The sequence below is a fragment of the Mycolicibacterium arabiense genome, from assembly GCF_010731815.2.
Classification (GTDB): Bacteria; Actinomycetota; Actinomycetes; order Mycobacteriales; family Mycobacteriaceae; genus Mycobacterium; species Mycobacterium arabiense.
The window spans coordinates 2,132,735-2,151,656 of record NZ_AP022593.1 but is presented as its reverse complement, the minus strand read 5'-3'; the positions used below and the strand labels follow the sequence as shown (position 1 = coordinate 2,151,656).

Sequence of the window (18,922 nt, the reverse complement as noted above, 5' to 3'; positions counted from 1 at the left end):
AGCGCTCGTGAACGTCGACGACGAGCCGACCATCACCGAGTGGACGGACTCGACGTACCCCGAGGTGTTGACGATGCTGTCGGCCAACCCTCGGCAGCCGGGGATCGTGCTGATCGGCGTCGACGGGCGCAGCGGGTCCGGCAAGTCCACGTTCGCAGCGCAGTTGGCCAGGACACGTGCGGGCGTCGCGGTGGTCCACACCGACGACATCGCCTGGCACCACTCGTTCTTCGACTGGCATGAACTCTTGGTCGACGGAGTGCTGTCGCCGTTGCGTCGTGACGGGCCGCCGATCCGCTACCGACCACCGGCGTGGGACGTTCGCGGCAGATCGGGCTCGGTCGACGTACCGGCTGACACCAACGTGGTGCTCGTCGAAGGCGTCGGCTCCTGCCGCAGGGAACTCCAGCCGTGGTTCGATGCGACGGTGTGGGTGCAATCCGATCCAGACCTGGCCTACCGTCGCGTCGTCGCCCGAGGTGACGATCCCATCGAGTTCGTCGACGAGTGGACGGCTCGGGAAGTTCCCTTCCTCGCGAGCGATCGGCCCTGGGCGCGAGCGACGGTGATCGCATCGGGGGAGACATCGTCGTACGCCGACGAAGGCGGTCAACCGATGCCGTACTGCGCGATCTTCCGGTAGAGCGTCGCCCTGCTCATCCCGAGTTCGCGGGCGGCGGCGGCCATCGCGGTCGTTCGGTCCTGCAACCTGTCACGTTCCTGTGAGTATCCGGCGGAGGTACTTAGATCGGGTAACGTTTTGACCTCTCGTGCAGGTTCGACGGCAGCAGAGGAGAGTCGGCATGGATCTCGGTCCGTGGGGTGATTTGACGGTTCTCGCGGCGGTGATGGAGATCGTCTTCGCCACGTGTGTCTTCGTCTACCTCGGCCGACTCGAGAAGCGGACACCCCACCCCTTGGGCGAGGAAGTGGGCGCCCACAAGAGGGTGTTGGCCAAACTGCGCAAACGCGAACCGATGTCGCAGTACGAGGTGGACTACGCCGGCGAGCTGGTGTCAGACGCCCGCGCGCCGCTCGCGTACGCGATACCGGCCTCGCTGTTCACCCTGGGCTTCTTCTACGTGGTCGGCTGTCTGTACGTATTGCACGTGCACGGCGGCAACCCGTCGTTCCGGACGTTCATCGGGGGCATCCCGATGTTGACCTCGATGAACATGGCCGTCCAGTTGCGCAAGGTCGCGCGGCTCGGAAAGCGGCTGGACGACGTGCCAGTGCTGGACCCCGAGTCATCCGGCGACGGCGTGCCCCGTCACCGCTCCGGGCGCGACGGTGTCGCGGCTACTGCTGGGTCGCCGTCCTCCCACAGCAGGAGCTGACGGGCCGATTCGCGCGACCCGTACGGCTTCGGCATTCGGCCGGCCGGGCGCGGACGCACCTTCAGCGGCCACCAGAACCACCGGCCTAGCAGCGCGGCGATGGCCGGGGTCATGAACGAGCGCACGATCAGCGTGTCGAACAGCAGGCCGAGGGCGATGGTGGTTCCGATCTGGCCCAGAATTCGCAGATCCGCGAAGACGAAGGATGCCATGGTGGCCGCGAACACCAGACCCGCCGCAGTCACCACCGCGCCGGAACCGGCCATCGCGCGAATGATGCCGGTGTTCAGGCCCGCGCCGATCTCCTCCTTCAACCGGGAGATCAACAGCAGGTTGTAGTCGGAACCGACCGCCAACAGCAGGATTACGGCGAGTGCCTGCACTATCCAGAACAGTTGAATGCCGAGGATGTCCTGCCATATCAGTACCGACAGCCCGAACGACGCACCCAGCGACAGCGCCACCGTACCGACGATGACGAATGCGGCGACGATGCTCCGGGTGATGAACATCATGACGAGCAGAATCAGGCTGAGCGCCGCGATCCCGGCGATCATCAGGTCGTACTTGGCCCCGTCCTGGATGTCCTTGTAGGTGGCCGCGGTGCCCGCGATGAAGATCTTGGAACCGGCCAGCGGCGTGCCCTTCACGGCTCCCTGCGCGGCATGCCTCATGGCGTCGACGTGCGAAATGCCCTCGGGCGTAGCGGGATCGCCCTCGTGCGTGATGATCAGGCGGGCGGCCTTGCCGTCCGGCGAGAGGAAGAGCTTCAGCCCGCGCTGGAACTCGGGGTTCGTGAACGCCTCTGGCGGTAGGTAGAACGAGTCATCGGTCTTCGACGCGTCGTACGCCTGGCCCAGGGCGGTCGAGTTCTGCAGTGCCGCCGCGGTCTGGTCGTTGATGCCGGAGGTGGTCGCGTAATTGGTCAGCGTCAGGTCGCGGTTGGCCTGCTGACTCGCGATCTGCGGCGGGATCAGAGCCAGCAGCTTCGGTTGCAGTTCATCGAGTTTGGCGATGCTGCTCGCCACGTCGGCCAGTTGGTCGGTCAGATCGTTGATGCCGTCGAGTGCGTCGAAGAGCGACCGCAGCGCCCAGCAGATCGGGATGTCGTAGCAATGGGGTTCCCAGTAGAAGTAATTGCGGATCGGTCGGAAGAAGTCGTCGAAGTTGGCGATCTTGTCCCGTAGATCCTGGGCAGTGGCGACCGTGTTCTGGAATGCCTTGGTCTGCTCATCGGTGACGGCGCTGGATTGCTGTTGTAGCGAATACTGTTGCCGGAGAACCTCGATCGAGTCGTTTATGACGTCCACCTGTTTGAGCAGGTCGCTGCCGCGGGCCTGCTGGAAGGGCAGGTTGTTGATCTGCGATGCGCTGCTGGCGCTGATCTGGAACGGGATCGACGTGTGGTCCAGGGGCGTGCCCAGTGGCCGGGTGATCGACTGCACCTGCGCAATCCCGTCGGAGTGGAAGACCGCCTTCGCGACGCGCTCCAACAGGATCATGTCGGTGGGGTTGCGCAGGTCGTGGTCGGCGTCAATCATCAGCAATTCGGGGTTGAGCCGGGCCTGCGAGAAGTGCCGCTCCGCAGCGGTGTAGCCAACGTTCGCAGGGGCGTCCGCGGGCAGATAGGGGCGGGCGTCGTAGCTCGTCGTGTAGTTCGGGAGCGCCAGCAGACCTATGAGGGCGATTGCGATCGTCGCCACCAGGATGGGGCCCGGCCAGCGGACGATCGCCGTTCCGACGCGACGCCAGCCGCGGGTACGCATCGGACGACTGGGCTCGAACAGCCCGAAGTGGCGACCGATCACCAGCAGCGCCGGTGCCAACGTCAACGCCGCAACCACTGCGACGAGCACGCCGATGCCCGCGGGAATGCCGAGACTCTGGAAGTACGGCAGCCGGGTGAAGGTGAGGCAGAGCACCGCCCCGGCGATCGTCAGGCCGGAGCCCAGGATGATGTGCGCGGTCCCGTGGTACATGGAGTTGAACGCAGTCACGCGATCGTGCCCGGTCAAACGCGCTTCGTGGAACCGTCCGAGGAGGAAGATCGCGTAGTCGGTTCCAGCGGCGATGACCAGAAGCGTCAGCAGATTGGTCGAATACGTCGACAGCTCGATGATGCCCGCGTTCGCGAGCACCGCCACGACACCGCGAGACGCGGTCAGCTCGATCATCACCGTGAAGATCACGAGGAACACCGTGGTCAGGCGACGGTAGATCCAGAACAGCATCACGGCGATCACCCCGAGGGTGATCAAGGTCGTCTTCAGGGTGCCTTGGCGGCCCACCTCGAACTGGTCGGTGACCAGCGGGGCCGCGCCGGTGACGTAGGCCGTGATGCCCGGCGGCGGTGGCGTCTGATCGACGACTGCGCGAACCGCGTCGACGGACTCGTTGGCCAACGACTCGCCCTGATTGCCTGCCAGGTAGAGCTGGACCAGCGCCGCCTTGCCGTCGGAACTCTGCGAGCCGGCCGCGGTCAGCGGGTCCCCCCAGAAATCCTGGACGTGCTGAACGTGCTTGGTGTCCTGGGTGAGTCGGTGAACCAGGCCGTCGTAGTAGTGGTGGGCGTCGGCGCCAAGCGGTTGATCGCCTTCCAGGACGATCATGGCCGAGCTGTCGGAGTCGAACTCGTCGAACACCTTGCCGATCCGCTTGCTGGCCTGCAGTGACGGCGAGTCCTGCGGGCTGAGCGAGACGTTGTGCGCTTCGGCAACGGTCTCCAACTGCGGGACGAAGACGTTCGTGAGAACGGCCAAGCACAGCCAGAACAGCGCTATGAGCACCGAGAACCGTCGGATGAAGTCCGGAATGCGTTGGGTGCTCATCCGGACTTGTCCAGGCAGTAGGTGTAGGCGTTCAAGGTGTTCACCGATCGCTCGTCCTTGACTACGTCATCGATCCGTATCCGGCAGCCGATCGAGTCGCTGTCTCCCTGGGCCGCGACGTTGACGAAGACAGCCGGCTGCGTGGTCGTCGTGTCGTACGCCCATGGCAGCGGAACTGCGTCGGCGCGCTGTGGCTGTGCGTTCACGTCGAGGTACGTGATGGTCGCGACCGTGCCCGGTGGGCCGAAGACCTCCAGGACCACGTGCTTGGGGTTGAAGGGAACGATGTCGCTGTCAGAGCCGCTGGGCGTGGACGTGACGTCCTGCGAGGCAAAGACGGCGTGCAACCGGTACACGGCGAATCCGGCCACGGCGACCACGGCCACCGCCGTCAGGATCATCCATCGACGACCGATTCGACGGCCTATCGAAACCCCCTGCATCCGTGACCCTTTCGTGAGCGGCCACCGATGCTGAACGTAGGTTTAGATCGCTAGGATGGCTAATCAACGAAGTTGACGGTACGACACGGATCCGGACTTCACAACACCGGATCGCGGGAGTCGAACTCACCGCTCGCGCTGCAGATTCCGCTATTCACAGCAAGTTCCGAGCTTGCGCCTCTGGTGCGCAGCGGCTCGGTCTGAGCCGTCTCGCCACCTGACTGGCGGCGCGGTCGGCACGGCTGGGTCAGCCGTGTTCCTCGATGTAGGCGTCGGCGTCCTTGTCGGTGTTGTCGATGCCCTTGGTCGTGTCGTGCTCGGCGTAGAACTGCAGCCACCGCATGCCGAGTTCGTGGCGAAGTTCCAGTGAGGCGCTCTTGATGAAGTCCGGCATCGCCTCGCGTTCCTCCTCGTCGAGGTGCTCGCCGTTCTCCTTGCGCGCCTCGAAGACCGCTTCGAACCACTCCTCGCTGCCCGGGGCCAGCCCACGGGATCGCCGGACGGCATCGCGGATCGAGTTGTGGTCGGTGATCGCGTCCTCCGTCTCGTCCTCGGGATCGCCCTCCGGATTGCCGGGGTCGTCGTGACCGCCGTGCTTGAGCAGCGCGGGGTAGAAGACGGTCTCCTCGGCCTCGGCGTGCGCGTCGAGGCGGTCGCTGAGTTGACCCCAGATCGCAGCGAGTTCCGGGCTGGTCCTCGCGTCGTCGAGCCGGAAGAACTGCCGTCGAAGCCAGTCGTGGTCGGCGTAGATGAGGTCGATGATGTCGGCCATGGGTGTACCTCCTACGCGCCGAAGTACCCCACTTCCGCCCGACTCACGCGTGGTGAGACCACGGCCCTCAGGCCGCGCGATCCTCGGGCGGCGGGCGAGATTCGCCAGCGTTGCCTTGCTCGGGTTCGTCCTCGCCCGGTCGGAGCAACAGTTCTGGGCGGTGGTGGTAGTTGAGCCGTGCTTGGCCGTGGTCGAGTCCGGGTGGCGGCTGCCATTCCACGTCGCCCCGGGCGGTGATGGTGGTGGTGAAGCCGCCATCGCCCACGAGGCGGTTGTCCGCTCCGCAGGCCAGCGCCATCTCGTCGACATTGGTGTTGCCGCCGCGGGCCCAGTCGGTGACGGCGTGGTGGACCTGGCAGCCGTAGGCGCCCACGGTGCAGCCGGGTTTGGTGCAGCCGCCGTCGCGGGCGATCAACATCAGCCGCTGGGCAGGGGAGGCGGTCCGCCGGGCCCGGAACAACTCGAGTGCCGACCCGGTCGCGCGGTCGAACACCGCAAGATAGTGGTTGGCATGCGCACCCATCCGCACGACGTCGGAGATCGGCACCTTGGTGCCGCCGCCGGTGACCCCGATCCCGGCGCGGGACTCGAGATCCTGAAGGGTGGTACGGACGATCACCGACACCGGCAAGCCGTTGAGCTGGCCGAGATCCCCACTCATCAAGGCGATCCGCCCGATCACCACCAGGGCGTCGTGCTGGCGTTGAGCCAGAGTGCGGTGATCGGCGTCGATCTGGGCCTGGGTCGGGGTGCCGGAGGTGCAGGGTTCGGGGTCGTCGGGATTGCACATCCCGGGTGCGGCGTACTTGGCCAGCAGGGGTTCGAACACCGCCGCCGCCTCCGGGGTCAACCGGGCGGTGAAGGTGGTCATGCCGTCCCGGCCCTGCGGGCCCATGTCGGCACCGCGGGACCGTTCGGGTTCGGTGTGGTCTGGTTCGGGGCCGTCTTGGTCGAGCAGGAACAGCCGCAGGTCGGCCGAGTCGCGTAGGTCCTTCGGGCCCACCGTGATCGCGATCCGGACCAGGTCGACCTCGACCTGGTCGCGCGTGACCGGGTCGACCCACGCCGGCATCTTGGCCATCGTCTCGCGCAGCACTTTGACGTGCTCGGCGGTGATCGCGCCGGCTGCCTGTGCGGCCGCGACCGCGGGTAGCACCGGCTCGAGCGCCTCCCCGGTCAAGCTCTGCCGCGGTCCGAGGTCGGCGGCCTCTGACAGCCGGCGACTGGCTTCACTGGAACTCAACCGCCACCGGGTGCGTAGGACCTCGTTCCAGGACTTCGCACCCATCTCCCGTGACGTCGTCTCGGCCTGCAGGCGCGCGAGCAACCGGTGCCGTTGGGTCGGCAGCTGGCTGCTCAGCGTCTCCAAGCCGTCCAATGCCGCAACGATCTCGTTGCGGCTCAACAGATCAACGGACAGGTCTGCCAGCGCGTCGTAGGCCGCGAGCAATCCCGCGACCGCCTCCCGCACTCCGTCCGCCTGCATGATTCGAACATACATTCGACCACCGACAAGTCGGTTCGCCAGTCAGCCCCCAAGACTGGCCTGATACCGCCGCATCCCGGACAGCCAGCGGTCGTAGTCGGCACCCTTCTGTCGATACATGTCGAGCACTGCCGGATGCGGCAAGACGAGGAACGTCCCGGCGCGCACCGCCTCGACGGTGAGTTCCGCGACGCGCTCGGGACCCACCACCTCGCCTGCGTTGCGGACGGCTGCCGCAGACATCCGCGCAGCGGGGTCCGACGACTCGGTGATGCCGGTGAGCAAGGGGGTGTCGACACCCATGGGGCAGACGCACGAAACCCCGATGCCCTTGTCGCCGTACGTGATCGACAACCACTCGGCGAATCCGACCGCGGCGTGCTTGGTCACCGAGTAGCCCGCCGCGCCGACCTGGGTCAGCAGGCCCGCCGCTGATGCAACCGCGACGAAGTGGCCGTGGCCGCGCTCCAGCCACTCGGGCACGACCACCTTCGCCGCCCGCACGTGCGCCCGCAGGTTGACGTCGAGGATGCGATCCCAGTCGGCCTCGTCGTCACCGAGGCCGGGCGCACCGATGATCCCGGCGTTGACGACGAACACGTCGACCGGTCCGAACTCGGCACGTGCCACGTCGACCAGGCTGGTGATGCCCTCGGTCGTCGCGGCGTCGGCCACCACGCCGACGGCCTTGCCGCCCGCGGATCGGACCTGCTCCGCGGTGTCCCGTACGCCACCGGAGGAGACGTCACCGGCGACCACCGTGGCCCCGGCCGCGGCGAACTCCCGCGCCAACGCCCGGCCGATGCCGGACCCTGCTCCCGTGATGACGGCGACACTGCCTTCGATCTGCATGCCGCCATTGTCGCCGATGGGCGCACCCGTCATGCGATTGCCTGATGAGCAAAGCCGATTGCAAATCTCGGCCGGCCCGGAGCACGCTGTGTCCATGTCCAAGACAACGGAAGCCGGTCGGGTCCTCGCTGCCGAGTGGGATGGGCGATACACCGGCTGGTCGATGGAAACGCCAGCGGCCGAACCGAATCCGGCCCTACTGGCGGAGGCGGCGCAACTGCGGCCAGGCCGGGCGCTGGACATCGGATGTGGTCTCGGCTCCGACGCCATCTGGTTGGCCGCTCGGGGCTGGGACGTCACGGCGCTCGACGTATCCCAGGTCGCCCTGGATCGCGCAGCCACCCGCGCCGAACAGGCAGGAGTGAGCGTCGCGTGGCAGCAGTCCCGGCTGGAGGACGCCGCGGTGCCGCCCCGGGGCTTCGACCTGGTGACGGCGCACTATCCGGCGTTGTTGCACTCCGAGGGTCGCGACGCCGAGCGTGCGCTGCTGGCGTCGGTCGCGGTCGGGGGAACGCTGCTCGTCGTGCACCACGCCGACGTCGACGTGGAGACCGCCAAGGCGCACGGCTTCGACCCCGCTGACTACCTCGACCATGACGACGTGGCCGCACTGTTCGACGACACCTGGGAGGTTCGGATCGAACGAGGCCGGCTCCGCGGCAGGCCGGCCGGTTCCGAGGGCCAGCACACGCACGACGACGTCCTTGTCGCGCGCCGTCTGCGTCGTGCTCTCAGCGATGCGCCAGCCGATCCCGCAGCGCCCGCCTGAGCACCTTCCCGTAGCTGTTCTTGGGTAACTCGTCCACGAACTCGTAGCGCTTGGGCCGCTTGAAGCGGGCGATGCGCTCGATCAGGTGCGCGTCGAGTTCCCGTTCGTCCGCCGAACCGACGACGAACGCGACCACGACCTCGCCCCACTCCTCGTCGGGTTCGCCCACCACGCACGCCTCCTCGACGCCGGGGTGGGTGATCAACACTTCCTCGACCTCACGCGGGTAGACGTTGCTACCCCCGCTGATCACGACGTCCTTGCTGCGGTCGCGCAGGGTGAGGTAGCCCCGTTCGTCGAACGACCCCATGTCACCGGTGCGCAGCCAGCCGTTCCGCACCGTCGCGGCCGTCGCCTCGGCGTTGTTCCAGTAGCCGGACATGACGACGTCACCGCGACAGACGATCTCGCCGATCACTCCCACCGCTGCCGGCTCGCCATCGGCACCGACGACCGCGACGTCGACACCCGATCGCGGGTAGCCGACCGAACCGAGCACCGCGTCGTCGGCGCCCTCGTGATCGTCGCGGCGCAACCCGGTGATGGTCATCGGCGCCTCACCCTGCCCATAAAGCTGGACGAAGATCGGGCCGAACGCTGCCATCGCCTTCTTCAGGCTGTCGACGTACATCGGACCGCCGCCGTAGACCACGGTTCGCAGGTTCGCCGGGCGCGACCGGCCCGTGGCCACCAGGCGCGCCACCATCGTCGGTGCGAGGAAGCTGCTGCACCCCGGGTGGCTCTCGCAGAGATCGAGGAATTCGTCGGGCTCGAATGCCGCCGACGCCGGCACGACCTGCCGTGCGCCGCGCAGGACGTACGGTGCGATGTAGAGGCCCGATCCGTGCGACATCGGAGCGCCGTGCACCAGGCTGCAGTTCTCGTCGGGGTCGTCGAAGTCGGCGAGGTGGGACACGGTCATCGCCATCAGGTTCCGGTGCGAGAGCATCGCGCCCTTGGACCGGCCGGTGGTGCCGCTGGTGTAGAACAACCAGGCAAGCGACGCCGGGTCGGTTTCCCGGGGCGGGGCGAGCGGAGCGGAAGACAACCGGGCCGCGTAGGCGTCGTCGGCGATCACGTCGACGGGCACGGGCGCGACGCCCACCAGCCGCTCGGCGATCTTCGGCGATGCGAACACCGTGGCAGCACCGGCGTCGTCGAGGATCTGTGCGATCTCCAACTCGTGCAGCTTGTAGTTGATCGGTACCACGACGCACTCGGCCGCCCACGCCGCGAACATCAGCTCGACGATCTCGGGCCGGTTCTCGCTGGCGACGGCGACGCGGGTGCCCGCGGGGTGCGCAGCACGCAACGACGCGGCGAGTCGCAATGCGCGATCGCGTAATTCACGCCAGGTGAGCACCTGTCGCGTGCCGAGGTACACCGCACCGCGGTCGCCGTGCCGCGCTGCCGTCTGGTCGAGGACGGCGAACAGATTCACGAGCGGGCGACCCACTCGGCGGACAGTGCGAAGTCCGACAGGTACTTGGTCGAACTCCAGCCGCCGTCGACGACGATCGTCTGACCGTTGATGAAACCGGCGCCAGGCGAACACAGGAACGCGATGGTGCTGGCGATGTCCTCGATGCGCCCGAGCCGCGGATACGGTGTCATCTCGGTGTTGATCTTGCGGAACCGCTCGTCTTCGAGACGCTGCTCCACCATCGGCGTGACCGTGACACCGGGTGCAACTGCATTGCACCGGATGCCCTGCGGCCCGTACTGGCATGCGATGTGCTGCGTGAGCGACGTTAGCCCACCCTTGGCGGCGGAATACGCACCGCCACGCAGCCCACCGACGACGGCGAACGTCGACGTCACGTTGACGATGCTCGAACCATCGCGCATGTGCGGCAACACGTCTCGCGCCAACCGGAACGGTGCCCGGAGCATCAGTCCGAGGAAGTAGTCGAGTGATTCGTCGTCCGTCTCGTGCAGCGGCTTCGGGCTGCCGACGCCCGCGTTGTTGACCAGGAAGTCGATCCGGCCCCACCGTGTCACGGCGGCGTCGACGACGCGCGCCGGTCCGTCGTCGGCGGTCAGGTCGACGGCGACGGTCGCGACGAGGTCGGGATCCGCCCCCGCATCCGTTGCCGCGGCCGCCCATTCGGCGAGCCTCGCCTCGTCGCGGCCGGTGCCCAGTACGGCCATGCCTGCCTCGGCCAGCTTAACCGCGGTGCCGAAGCCGATGCCGCTGCTGGCGCCGGTGACGATCGCTACCTGCATGACGTGTCTCCTCCACTGCCGACCAGCGCATCTCTCATCCGGTGCTTGAGCACCTTGCCTGCATCGTTTCTGGGCAGTGCATCCCAGACGACCACCTGCTCGGGCACCTTGAACCTGGCCACGCCCTGCTCGGCGAGGAAGTCGCCGAGATCGGTCACCGTGGGGGACTGCTCGCTACCGGCGGCGAGTACGACCACCGCACAGGCCCGTTCACCCGTCCGGACATCGGGCACCCCGACCACGGCCACCTCGGCGATGCCCAACCGGCCGACGAGAAGATCCTCGATCTCCTTCGGGGAGACGTTCTCTCCGTTGCGGATGATCAGGTCCTTCACGCGGCCGGTGACGACGAGCGCGCCGTCGGCCCACTGCCCGATGTCGCCGGTACGGAAGTAGCCGTCGGCGTCGAACGCGTCGGCCTCGTCGTCGGCGTGCAGATAGCCGACGAGCATCTGCGCGCCCCGCACGCGGATCTCGCCCGTCTGACCGCCCATGCCACCGGGATCGCGGGCCACCAGCCACACGTCGGCGATGCCAGGCCTACCGTCGGTGTCCGCCGCCACGTCGGGCTCCCCAAGAGCACCGACCGTCGTGACCGGCACCTCGGTGGATCCGTACACTCGCGACACGTCCGCCCGGGCGAAGTAGGCGCTCGCCCTGCGGATCAGCGACGGTGGCACGGACGCCCCGCCGCAGATGAACACCTTCAAGTCGGGCAGAGCGGATCCCGCGCGTTCGGCAGCGCCGAGCAGGCCGTCGAGGAACGGAGTGGCGCCCGCCATGTGCGTGCAGCGTTCGGCGAGCATCGTCGCGACCGCGTCGTCGGCGTCCCACCGTTCCATCAGTACGGCCGTCGATCCGAGCAGCAGCGGGCATTCGAAGGCGTAGATCGATCCGCCGATGTGCGCGATCGGCGACGGCACCAGGAACCGGTCACCCGGATCGACCGACCAGTGCATCCCGATCTGCGTGATCAGCGCATGGATCGAATTGTGCGTGTGCAGAACGCCCTTCGGGCGACCCGTGGTACCCGAGGTGTACATGATCATCCGGACGGCGTCTGGATCCAGGTCGATCGCGACCGGATCGGCGGGCGCCTCGCCCAGGTCGTCGAACGAGGAGTGTCCGCTCGCGTCACCGCGCAGCACCACCACCTCCGGCGGCTCGTCGAGGGACCCGGTGACCCGGTGCAGCATCGCGGCGTAGTCGTGGCCGCGGAACGTGCTCGGGATGAAGATCATCCGGCAGTGGGCATCGGCGAGGATGAACCGCAGCTCGTGGTCGCGCAGTGACGGCAGGATGGGGTTGACCACCATGCCCGCGAGCGTGGCGCCGAGATACACGACGGCCGCCTCGTGCCAGTTCGGCAGCATGAACGACACCACGCTACCCACGGGCATTCGAGCGGCGAGCGTCGCGGCGAGGGCTTCGGCTCGGCCGTGCAGGTCCCGGCAGGTCAGCCGTAGTGCGCCGTCCACCAGCACGATCCGATCCGGGGTGTCCTGCGCCGCGCGCCGCAACTCGTCGGCCAGCGTCGATTCGACCCACAGGCCGGACTCGTATGCCCGGGCGGCGAAGTCGTCATCCCACCGGATGGTCCGGCCGGCGACCGTCCGTCGCCCCGGGTGCGTCGTGTCCACGCGGGCGGTCAAGCCTTCACTCGCCGCATGGTCATCGAGTGGCGGAAACGCGATGAGGGGTGGGTGTTCACGGTGACCTGGGCGATCTCCCCATCCGACGTCGTGTAGGTGCGACGCATCTCGAGGGCGGCGCTGCCCTGATCGACCTTGAGGCGATCGGCGAGGGCGGCCGACACGCTGACGGCCGAGATCTCCTGGTGCACTTCGACGACGCTGACCCCGAACAGATCCTCGATCAGCGGAAAGATCGGCCCGTCGTGGCGGTGCAGCAGCCTCCCCACGGCGGCGAACGCCCGGTTGACGTAGTACTCGGTCCGGCAGATGGGTACGGGATCGCCGTCGACCTCGCGTGTCCCGAGGACGGCGAGCCACTGGGTGCCGGGGGAGAGGCCGGTGTGGCCGGAGAGGTCGTCGTCGACCGTCACCATGGCGTTGGAGTCGATCGCGAACCGTGCTCCCGCGGCGAACGCGAGCAGATCGTTGATCGACATCACCTCCTGGGCATAGGAATTCGACGCGTCGCGGGCGACCACCATCGTGCCCGCGCGCGGCCGCGACGAGACCAGGTTGTCGTCGCGCAGCCTGCGCAGCGCCTCGCGCACGGTGTAGCGGCTGACGCCGAACCGCTCGCGGAGTTCGTGCTCGGTGGGGAGCTGGGTGCCCACCGGGTACACCCCGTCGACGATCTCCTTGCGCAGGGTGCGCGCCACCTGCAGGTAGCGGTGGTCCACCGACGTCCCGAGTTCGGTGCTCACGAGACGTCCCTGCGCAGCGCCAGCACGCTGCCCTCGCCGTCGGCCGACACGTACAGCGTGCCGTCCGGACCCTGGGCGATCCCCGCGAACGGGCCCTGCGGACCGGAGAACGGCGGCATCCCCTTCAACGGCTTGGGCACTACGCCGGGCGGCGGCCCTACCGGAAGGCCCGCCGCGATCGTCTCGCGGGCTCCGGTGGTCGGGTCCACGGCGAGGACCGCCTTCTGGCCGGCGTCGACGACGTACAGAGCCCCCGCCGTGGCCAGTAGCCCCTGCGGGCGCAGCAGGTCGTCGACGACGGTCTCGACACCCGAGCCGGTCACCTTCACCACCCTGCCCACCTCGCTGACCAACACGGTCCCGTCGGCGGTCACTGTGACGCCGACCGGCTCGTCGAGACCGCTCGCCAGCACGTCGACGCCGCCTGCGCCGACCGACAGCACCCTGCCGGTGCCCTGCTCGACGGCCACGACGTCGGAGCCGACGACCGCCACGCCGTACAGCTGGTCGAAACCATCTGCGAGGTATTCGGTTTCGCCACTGCCGGGGCGATAACGGGCGACCTGCCCGCCGGACGTCGTGACGACGAATTCGCCCGGCCCCGACGGCACCAGCCCGCGCAGGAAGCCGGGGTACCCGGGTGAGAACAGCATGCCGACCGTGCGTAGTGAGCCGTCGGGCGTCACGGCATAGAAGTAGGTCCCGTCGGCGACGTAGACCGTGCCGTCGTGACCGACCGCCAGGTCCAGCGGCCAGTTCAACGCGCCGGGCAGTGTCGTCGAGGTCAGACCGCCGGCCAGGATCTCGGTGATCTCGCCGGTGAAGTTCGAGACGAACAGCCGTCCGTCGACCAGGGTGCAGTTGTCGAGCCCCGGGTTGAGTTGAGCGAGCACGGTCTGCTCGCCGGTGCGCGGGTCGATGCGGAGCACCTGACCCGAGGCGACCTGGGTGGACACGATCATGCCGTCGGCGTCGAACTTGACCGAGTCGGGTACGCCGAGACCCGAGGCCACCGTTTCTGCCTGCGCCCCTCCGGCGAAGGGATCGATGCGCCAGATCTCGTTGGCGCCCATGACGGGGAAGTACAGCAGCCCGTCCGGTCCGACCTCCATGGCATTGGGCGACGGCACGTTTTCCAGCAGGACTCGTGGCGGTCCGCCGCCGAGATCGAACTCCATCAGGCGTCCGCCTTCGCGGCACTCGCCGATGAAGAGCCGATCCTGGTGGAACGTGATGCCGTTGGCCGAGGGCACGTCGTCGCGCAACACGCGCGTGGTGCCGTCGAGTTCGCGCAGGCTCACCCTGCCGTCCATCACCTCGGTGGCGACGAGATTCCCGCGGGAGTCGAACGCCACGTCGTCGGGCGCGACGATGTCCCCGCCCTTGGCGCTGATCGTCTCCACCTCACCGGACGAGACGTCGAGTGCGCTGATCTGACTCCCGGTGACCTGTGCGACGTAGATGCGGCCGTCGGGTCCCGTGCGCAGACCGTTGGCGCCGAACAGCCGGCTCGGCGCGGTCAGCCGGTCGAGTCGCCAGCCGACGGCCACGTCCGGCGTGGTCGCGACGCCATAGCGGGTCGGGGAAGTGCCGATGGTCGTCATCGGACGCACGATAGCAAGCCGCATTGGTCCAGACAATAAGTTCGACACATCGCGATCGGCCCTTGACGTGCGGCTCGCCATAGGAGAATCATGCTCTCCAAATGGTGCAACACCACTGCCTTGTCCGGACAATTAGTTCGAACAGGTGACGCGGCCCGCCTCGGCGGATGCCGCAATCTACGGAAATGGAGAGGTCGACAGTGGCCGTGAAGGTTTACGAGCGAATCCTGCAGCTGTTCGAGGCTGAGGGCATCAACACACTGTTCGGCATCCCCGACCCCAACTTCGTCCACATGTTCCACGCCGCCGAGGAGCGCGGGTGGACCGTCGTCGCGCCACACCACGAGGAGTCCGCCGGCTTCATGGCCGAGGCGGTCTCGCGGATGACCGGGCGGCCAGGCCTCGCGATCGGCACGCTCGGCCCCGGCCTGGCGAACCTGGCGGGCGCGATCATGTGCGCCAAGGTCGAGAACTCGCCGGTGATCTTCCTGGGCGGTCAGCGGGCCCGCATCACCGAGCAGCGGGTACGCCGCGGACGCATCCAGTTCGTCTCCCAGGCGCCCCTGCTCGCGCCGTCGGTCAAGTACTCGGCGAGCATCGAATACGCCGATCAGACCGACGAGATCGTCCGCAACGCGCTGCGCGTCGCGCAGACCGGCACCCCGGGCCCCGCCTACATCGAGTACCCGTCGCACGTGATCCTCGAAGAACTCGACGTACCGGAGCCGTTGGCGCCGGAGGCCTACCGTCTGGTCAATCAGGGCGCCAGCGCGCAGTCGATCGAGAAGGCCGTCGAACTCGTCCGCAAGGCCGAGCAGCCTATCCTGCTCGTCGGCCACGCCGTTCACACCAACCGCGCCGGAGAATCGGTCGAGGCGCTGGCGAAGCTGATGAACTGCCCGGTGATCCAAACCTCGGGCGGCACCTCGTTCATCAAGGGACTCGAGGATCGCACCTTCCCGTACGGCTTCTCGCCGTCGGCGGTCGACGCCGTGGTCAAGTCGGACCTCGTCATCGCGATCGGCACCGAACTCGGCGAACCCGTGCACTACGGCCGTGGCAGGCACTGGCTCGACAACGAGGCCAACCGCAAGTGGATCAGCGTCGAACTCGATCCGACCGCCATCGGGGTCAACCGTCGCATCGACGTCCCGCTCGTCGGCGACCTGCGGGCCATCGTCCCGCAGCTGGTCGACGCGCTGAAGGACTCCCCGCGGCAGGCAACGGCCGAACTCGAGCGGTGGATCTCCGACGACGCCGCCCGCATCTCCGAACTCGCCGAGAGTGCACCCAGCGGAACTCCGCTGCACACCGCACGTTTCGTCGTCGAAGCCACGAAGGCCTTCCCCGAGGACGGCATCATGGTCCGCGACGGTGGCGCCACGGTGATCTTCCAGTGGACGTACTCGCAGGCCAAGCCGCACGACGTGGTGTGGAACCAGAACTTCGGACACATCGGCACCGGTCTGCCGTACGCGGTCGGCGCCTCGGTAGCCGACGGACGCAAGCGGCCCGTCATGCTGCTCACCAGCGACTCGTCGTTCATGTTCGCGATCGCCGAACTCGAAACCGCTGCGCGGCTGAACCTTCCGCTGGTATGCGTGGTGGGTGTCGATCACCAGTGGGGCCTCGAGGTCGGCGTCTACAAGCGGACGTTCGGTCAGGGCTCGCTCGAGACCGGCGTGCACTGGAGCAAGGACGTCCGCTTCGACAAGATCGCCGAGGGGTTCGGCTGCCGCGGCGAGTACGTCGACGACGCAGCCGATCTCGGACCCGCCATCGAACGCGCCTACGCCAGTGGAAAGGTCACGGTGATCCACGTTCCGATCGATCCGAAGGTCAACTCGGAGGAGATGCCGAGCTACGACGAGTTCCGGACCTGGTACGCCGAAGGGACGCAATAGACATGCACCGCGACGTCAGGAGCGAGAATGCGTAGTTACCTGAAGTTCTACATCGACGGGCAGTGGGTCGACCCGGTCGAGCCGAGGACCGTCGACGTCGAGAACCCAGCGACCGAGCAGGTGGCGGGACAGATCTCGCTGGGATCCGCCGCCGACGTCGACAAGGCCGTGGACGCCGCCCGACGGGCCTTCGCGACGTGGTCGGTGACCACCCGCGAGGAGCGGCTCGACGTGCTCAACGCGATTCTGGCCGAGTACCAGGAGCGTGCAGGCGATCTCGCCGAGGCGGTCACCGAGGAGATGGGCGCACCAGCGGGGCTCGCGGCCGGCCCGCAGGTCGGTCTCGGGCTCGGACACCTGACCACGGCCATCGAGTCGTTGAAGACGTTCCCCTTCACCGAGGACCGCGGCGGACTCACCATCGTGAAGGAGGCCATCGGGGTCTGTGGCCTCATCACGCCATGGAACTGGCCACTCAACCAGATCTCGGTCAAGGTCTTCCCGGCGCTCGCGACCGGCTGCACGTCGGTGCTCAAACCCTCTGAGGTGGCACCGTTCTCGGCGCAGGTGTTCGCCGAGATCCTGGACGCCGCTGGGGTTCCCGCGGGCGTGTTCAACTTGATCCAGGGAGACGGACCCGGCGTCGGTGTCCCGCTGTCCAGCCATCCGGGGGTCGACATGGTGTCGTTCACCGGGTCCACCCGCGCCGGCATCGAGGTCGCGCGCAATGCCGCCCCGACGGTCAAGCGGGTCGCGCAGGAACTCGGCGGCAAGAGCCCCAACATCGTCCTCGACGACACGGCGTTCGCCGACAGCGTCTCCTCGGGCGTGGTCACCATGATGGGCAACTCGGGCCAGACCTGCAGTGCGCCGTCGCGCATGCTGGTGCCCAACAGTCGCATGGCCGAGGCGAAGGAGATCGCCGCAGCCGCTGCGGCGGGCATCACCGTGGGCGATCCGAACGGCGGGTTCGACGTCGGTCCCGTGGTGTCGGGCACCCAGTTCGAGAAGATCCAGGCGCTGATCCGCAAGGGGATCGAGGAGGGTGCGACCCTGGTCGCCGGGGGCACCGGCAGACCCGACGGCTTGGACACCGGTTACTACGTCAAGCCCACCGTGTTCGCCGACGTCACCAACGACATGACGATCGCCCGCGAGGAGATCTTCGGTCCGGTGCTCGTCATCCTCGGCTACGACGACCTCGACCAGGCGGTCGAGATCGCCAACGACACCGATTACGGTCTGGCAGGCTACGTCTCGGGTGAGGACCTCGACACGGCGAAGACCGTCGCGGGGCGCATCCGCGCCGGGTGGGTGGCGATCAACGGCGGCTTCGACTTCAACTCTGCGTTCGGCGGTTACAAGCAGAGCGGCAACGGTCGCGAATGGGGAGACATCGGCTTCCACGAGTACCTCGAGACCAAGTCGATCATGGCGCCTGCGGGGGCTGGATAGCAGTGCCTGACCTGATCGACCTCACCGGTCGCATCGTCGTCGTCTCGGGCGCGGGTGGTGGTGGCATCGGGACCACCGTGACCGCGCTGGCCGCCCGCGCCGGGGCCACGGTCGTGGCGGTGAGCCGTCGGCAGGACAACCTCGACGAACACGTGGGTCCGCTTGCTGCCGAGGGTCTATCGGTGATCACCGTCGCAGCCGACGCCTCCACCGACGACGGCATCGCCACCGTCATGAACCGGGTACGCGAGACCGACGGCACGCTCTACGGGCTGGTGAACGTCGCGGGTGGCGCCGCCCCCGCGACGTGGATGCCGTCCACCCGGGTGACCCGCGACGACTGGCGGGCGCTGTTCGCGGCGAATCTGGAGACAGCGTTCTTCTTCAGTCAGGCCGTCGCCGCCGAGCTGCTCGCCACCAACTGCCCGGGCTCCATCGTCTCGGTGTCGTCGATCAGCGGGATGAACACTGCGCCGTTCCACATCGGCTACGGCACCGCCAAGGCGGCAGTCGTGGCGATGACGCGCACCATGGCCGTCGAACTCGCCGGCTCCGGCATCCGCGTCAACGCGGTGGCGCCCGGGGTCACCGAGACGGCGGCGTCGGCGACCTACGTCGACGACGACCCCGACCGCGACCGCACCGCGATCGCGATGGGGCGGCGCGGCACCCCGGACGAACAGGCAGGCGCGATCCTGTTCCTGCTGTCGGACCTGTCCGGCTACGTGACGGGTCAGACCCTGCTCGTCGACGGCGGATTGAACCTCAAGTGGACCCACCTGGGCGCCGACAACACGTCGCTGTTCCTGAAGGACCAGTCCTTCCGCGAAGCGATCACACGGCCCTGAAAG

General features: G+C 67.7%; 17 protein-coding genes. 6 read left to right on the top strand and 11 right to left on the bottom strand.

Going from position 1 to position 18,922, the window contains the following annotated elements:
- Positions 1-7: 7 nt before the first annotated feature.
- Positions 8-643, top strand: coding sequence for a uridine kinase family protein (locus G6N61_RS12055; protein ID WP_179973612.1), 636 nt, complete (start codon positions 8-10; stop codon positions 641-643).
- Here the strand turns inward: G6N61_RS12055 and G6N61_RS31225 are convergent.
- The gene (locus tag G6N61_RS31225) at positions 610-687 is read right to left on the bottom strand and encodes a helix-turn-helix domain-containing protein (RefSeq protein ID WP_308215016.1); all 78 of its coding nucleotides are present in this window, start codon (positions 685-687) and stop codon (positions 610-612) included. The genes G6N61_RS12055 and G6N61_RS31225 overlap by 34 nt on opposite strands.
- A gap of 116 nt (positions 688-803) precedes the next feature.
- On the opposite strand from G6N61_RS31225, the gene G6N61_RS12045 reads away from it, so the two are divergent.
- Positions 804-1,337: a hypothetical protein gene (locus G6N61_RS12045; RefSeq protein ID WP_163918736.1), complete on the top strand. Its 534-nt coding sequence runs from the start codon at positions 804-806 to the stop codon at positions 1,335-1,337.
- On the opposite strand, the gene G6N61_RS12040 is transcribed toward G6N61_RS12045, so the two are convergent.
- The 5 genes from G6N61_RS12040 to G6N61_RS12020 form a co-directional block, all read right to left on the bottom strand.
- Positions 1,271-4,165 carry an MMPL/RND family transporter gene (locus tag G6N61_RS12040; protein WP_163918735.1) on the bottom strand — a complete coding sequence of 965 codons (2,895 nt, stop codon included), beginning with the start codon at positions 4,163-4,165 and terminating at the stop codon, positions 1,271-1,273. The genes G6N61_RS12045 and G6N61_RS12040 overlap by 67 nt on opposite strands.
- Positions 4,162-4,608: an MmpS family transport accessory protein gene (locus G6N61_RS12035; protein WP_179973611.1), complete on the bottom strand. Its 447-nt coding sequence runs from the start codon at positions 4,606-4,608 to the stop codon at positions 4,162-4,164. Before G6N61_RS12035 ends, G6N61_RS12040 begins: the two co-directional genes overlap by 4 nt.
- Positions 4,609-4,855: 247 nt before the next feature.
- Positions 4,856-5,380 carry a hemerythrin domain-containing protein gene (locus tag G6N61_RS12030; protein ID WP_163918733.1) on the bottom strand — a complete coding sequence of 175 codons (525 nt, stop codon included), beginning with the start codon at positions 5,378-5,380 and terminating at the stop codon, positions 4,856-4,858.
- Positions 5,381-5,447: 67 nt separating this feature from the next.
- Complete coding sequence (locus G6N61_RS12025) at positions 5,448-6,881, bottom strand: HNH endonuclease signature motif containing protein (RefSeq protein ID WP_163918732.1); 1,434 nt, start codon at positions 6,879-6,881, stop codon at positions 5,448-5,450.
- Positions 6,882-6,908: 27 nt separating this feature from the next.
- Positions 6,909-7,718: an SDR family oxidoreductase gene (locus G6N61_RS12020; RefSeq protein WP_163924774.1), complete on the bottom strand. Its 810-nt coding sequence runs from the start codon at positions 7,716-7,718 to the stop codon at positions 6,909-6,911.
- Between the two features lie 94 nt (positions 7,719-7,812).
- Between G6N61_RS12020 and G6N61_RS12015 the strand changes: the two genes are divergently transcribed.
- Positions 7,813-8,487, top strand: a complete 675-nt coding sequence (locus G6N61_RS12015; protein WP_163918731.1) for a class I SAM-dependent methyltransferase — start codon at positions 7,813-7,815, stop codon at positions 8,485-8,487.
- Here G6N61_RS12015 and G6N61_RS12010 read toward each other — a convergent pair.
- From G6N61_RS12010 to G6N61_RS11990, 5 genes are read right to left on the bottom strand one after another with little or no spacing between them, the layout of a single operon-like run.
- Positions 8,450-9,928, bottom strand: coding sequence for an acyl-CoA synthetase (locus G6N61_RS12010; protein WP_163924773.1), 1,479 nt, complete (start codon positions 9,926-9,928; stop codon positions 8,450-8,452). The genes G6N61_RS12015 and G6N61_RS12010 overlap by 38 nt on opposite strands.
- A complete protein-coding gene (locus G6N61_RS12005; RefSeq protein ID WP_163918730.1) occupies positions 9,925-10,713 on the bottom strand; it encodes an SDR family NAD(P)-dependent oxidoreductase in 789 nt (262 codons plus the stop codon). The genes G6N61_RS12010 and G6N61_RS12005 overlap by 4 nt, the downstream gene beginning before the upstream one ends.
- Positions 10,704-12,308 (bottom strand): AMP-binding protein, encoded by a 1,605-nt coding sequence (locus G6N61_RS12000; RefSeq protein ID WP_163924772.1) that lies wholly within the window; start codon positions 12,306-12,308, stop codon positions 10,704-10,706. Before G6N61_RS12000 ends, G6N61_RS12005 begins: the two co-directional genes overlap by 10 nt.
- Before the next feature lie 53 nt (positions 12,309-12,361).
- The gene (locus G6N61_RS11995; RefSeq protein WP_163918729.1) at positions 12,362-13,108 is read right to left on the bottom strand and encodes a GntR family transcriptional regulator; all 747 of its coding nucleotides are present in this window, start codon (positions 13,106-13,108) and stop codon (positions 12,362-12,364) included.
- Positions 13,105-14,712 carry an SMP-30/gluconolactonase/LRE family protein gene (locus G6N61_RS11990; protein ID WP_163918728.1) on the bottom strand — a complete coding sequence of 536 codons (1,608 nt, stop codon included), beginning with the start codon at positions 14,710-14,712 and terminating at the stop codon, positions 13,105-13,107. The genes G6N61_RS11995 and G6N61_RS11990 overlap by 4 nt, the downstream gene beginning before the upstream one ends.
- A 200-nt stretch (positions 14,713-14,912) precedes the next feature.
- On the opposite strand from G6N61_RS11990, the gene G6N61_RS11985 reads away from it, so the two are divergent.
- The 3 genes from G6N61_RS11985 to G6N61_RS11975 are packed head-to-tail and all read left to right on the top strand — an operon-like array spanning position 14,913 to position 18,919.
- Positions 14,913-16,616: a thiamine pyrophosphate-binding protein gene (locus G6N61_RS11985; protein WP_163918727.1), complete on the top strand. Its 1,704-nt coding sequence runs from the start codon at positions 14,913-14,915 to the stop codon at positions 16,614-16,616.
- Between the two features lie 27 nt (positions 16,617-16,643).
- Positions 16,644-18,071, top strand: coding sequence for an aldehyde dehydrogenase family protein (locus tag G6N61_RS11980; protein WP_163918726.1), 1,428 nt, complete (start codon positions 16,644-16,646; stop codon positions 18,069-18,071).
- A gap of 2 nt (positions 18,072-18,073) precedes the next feature.
- Entirely contained in the window at positions 18,074-18,919 is an 846-nt protein-coding gene (locus G6N61_RS11975) for an SDR family NAD(P)-dependent oxidoreductase (RefSeq protein ID WP_163918725.1), read from the top strand.
- The last annotated feature ends 3 nt before the right edge of the window (positions 18,920-18,922 follow it).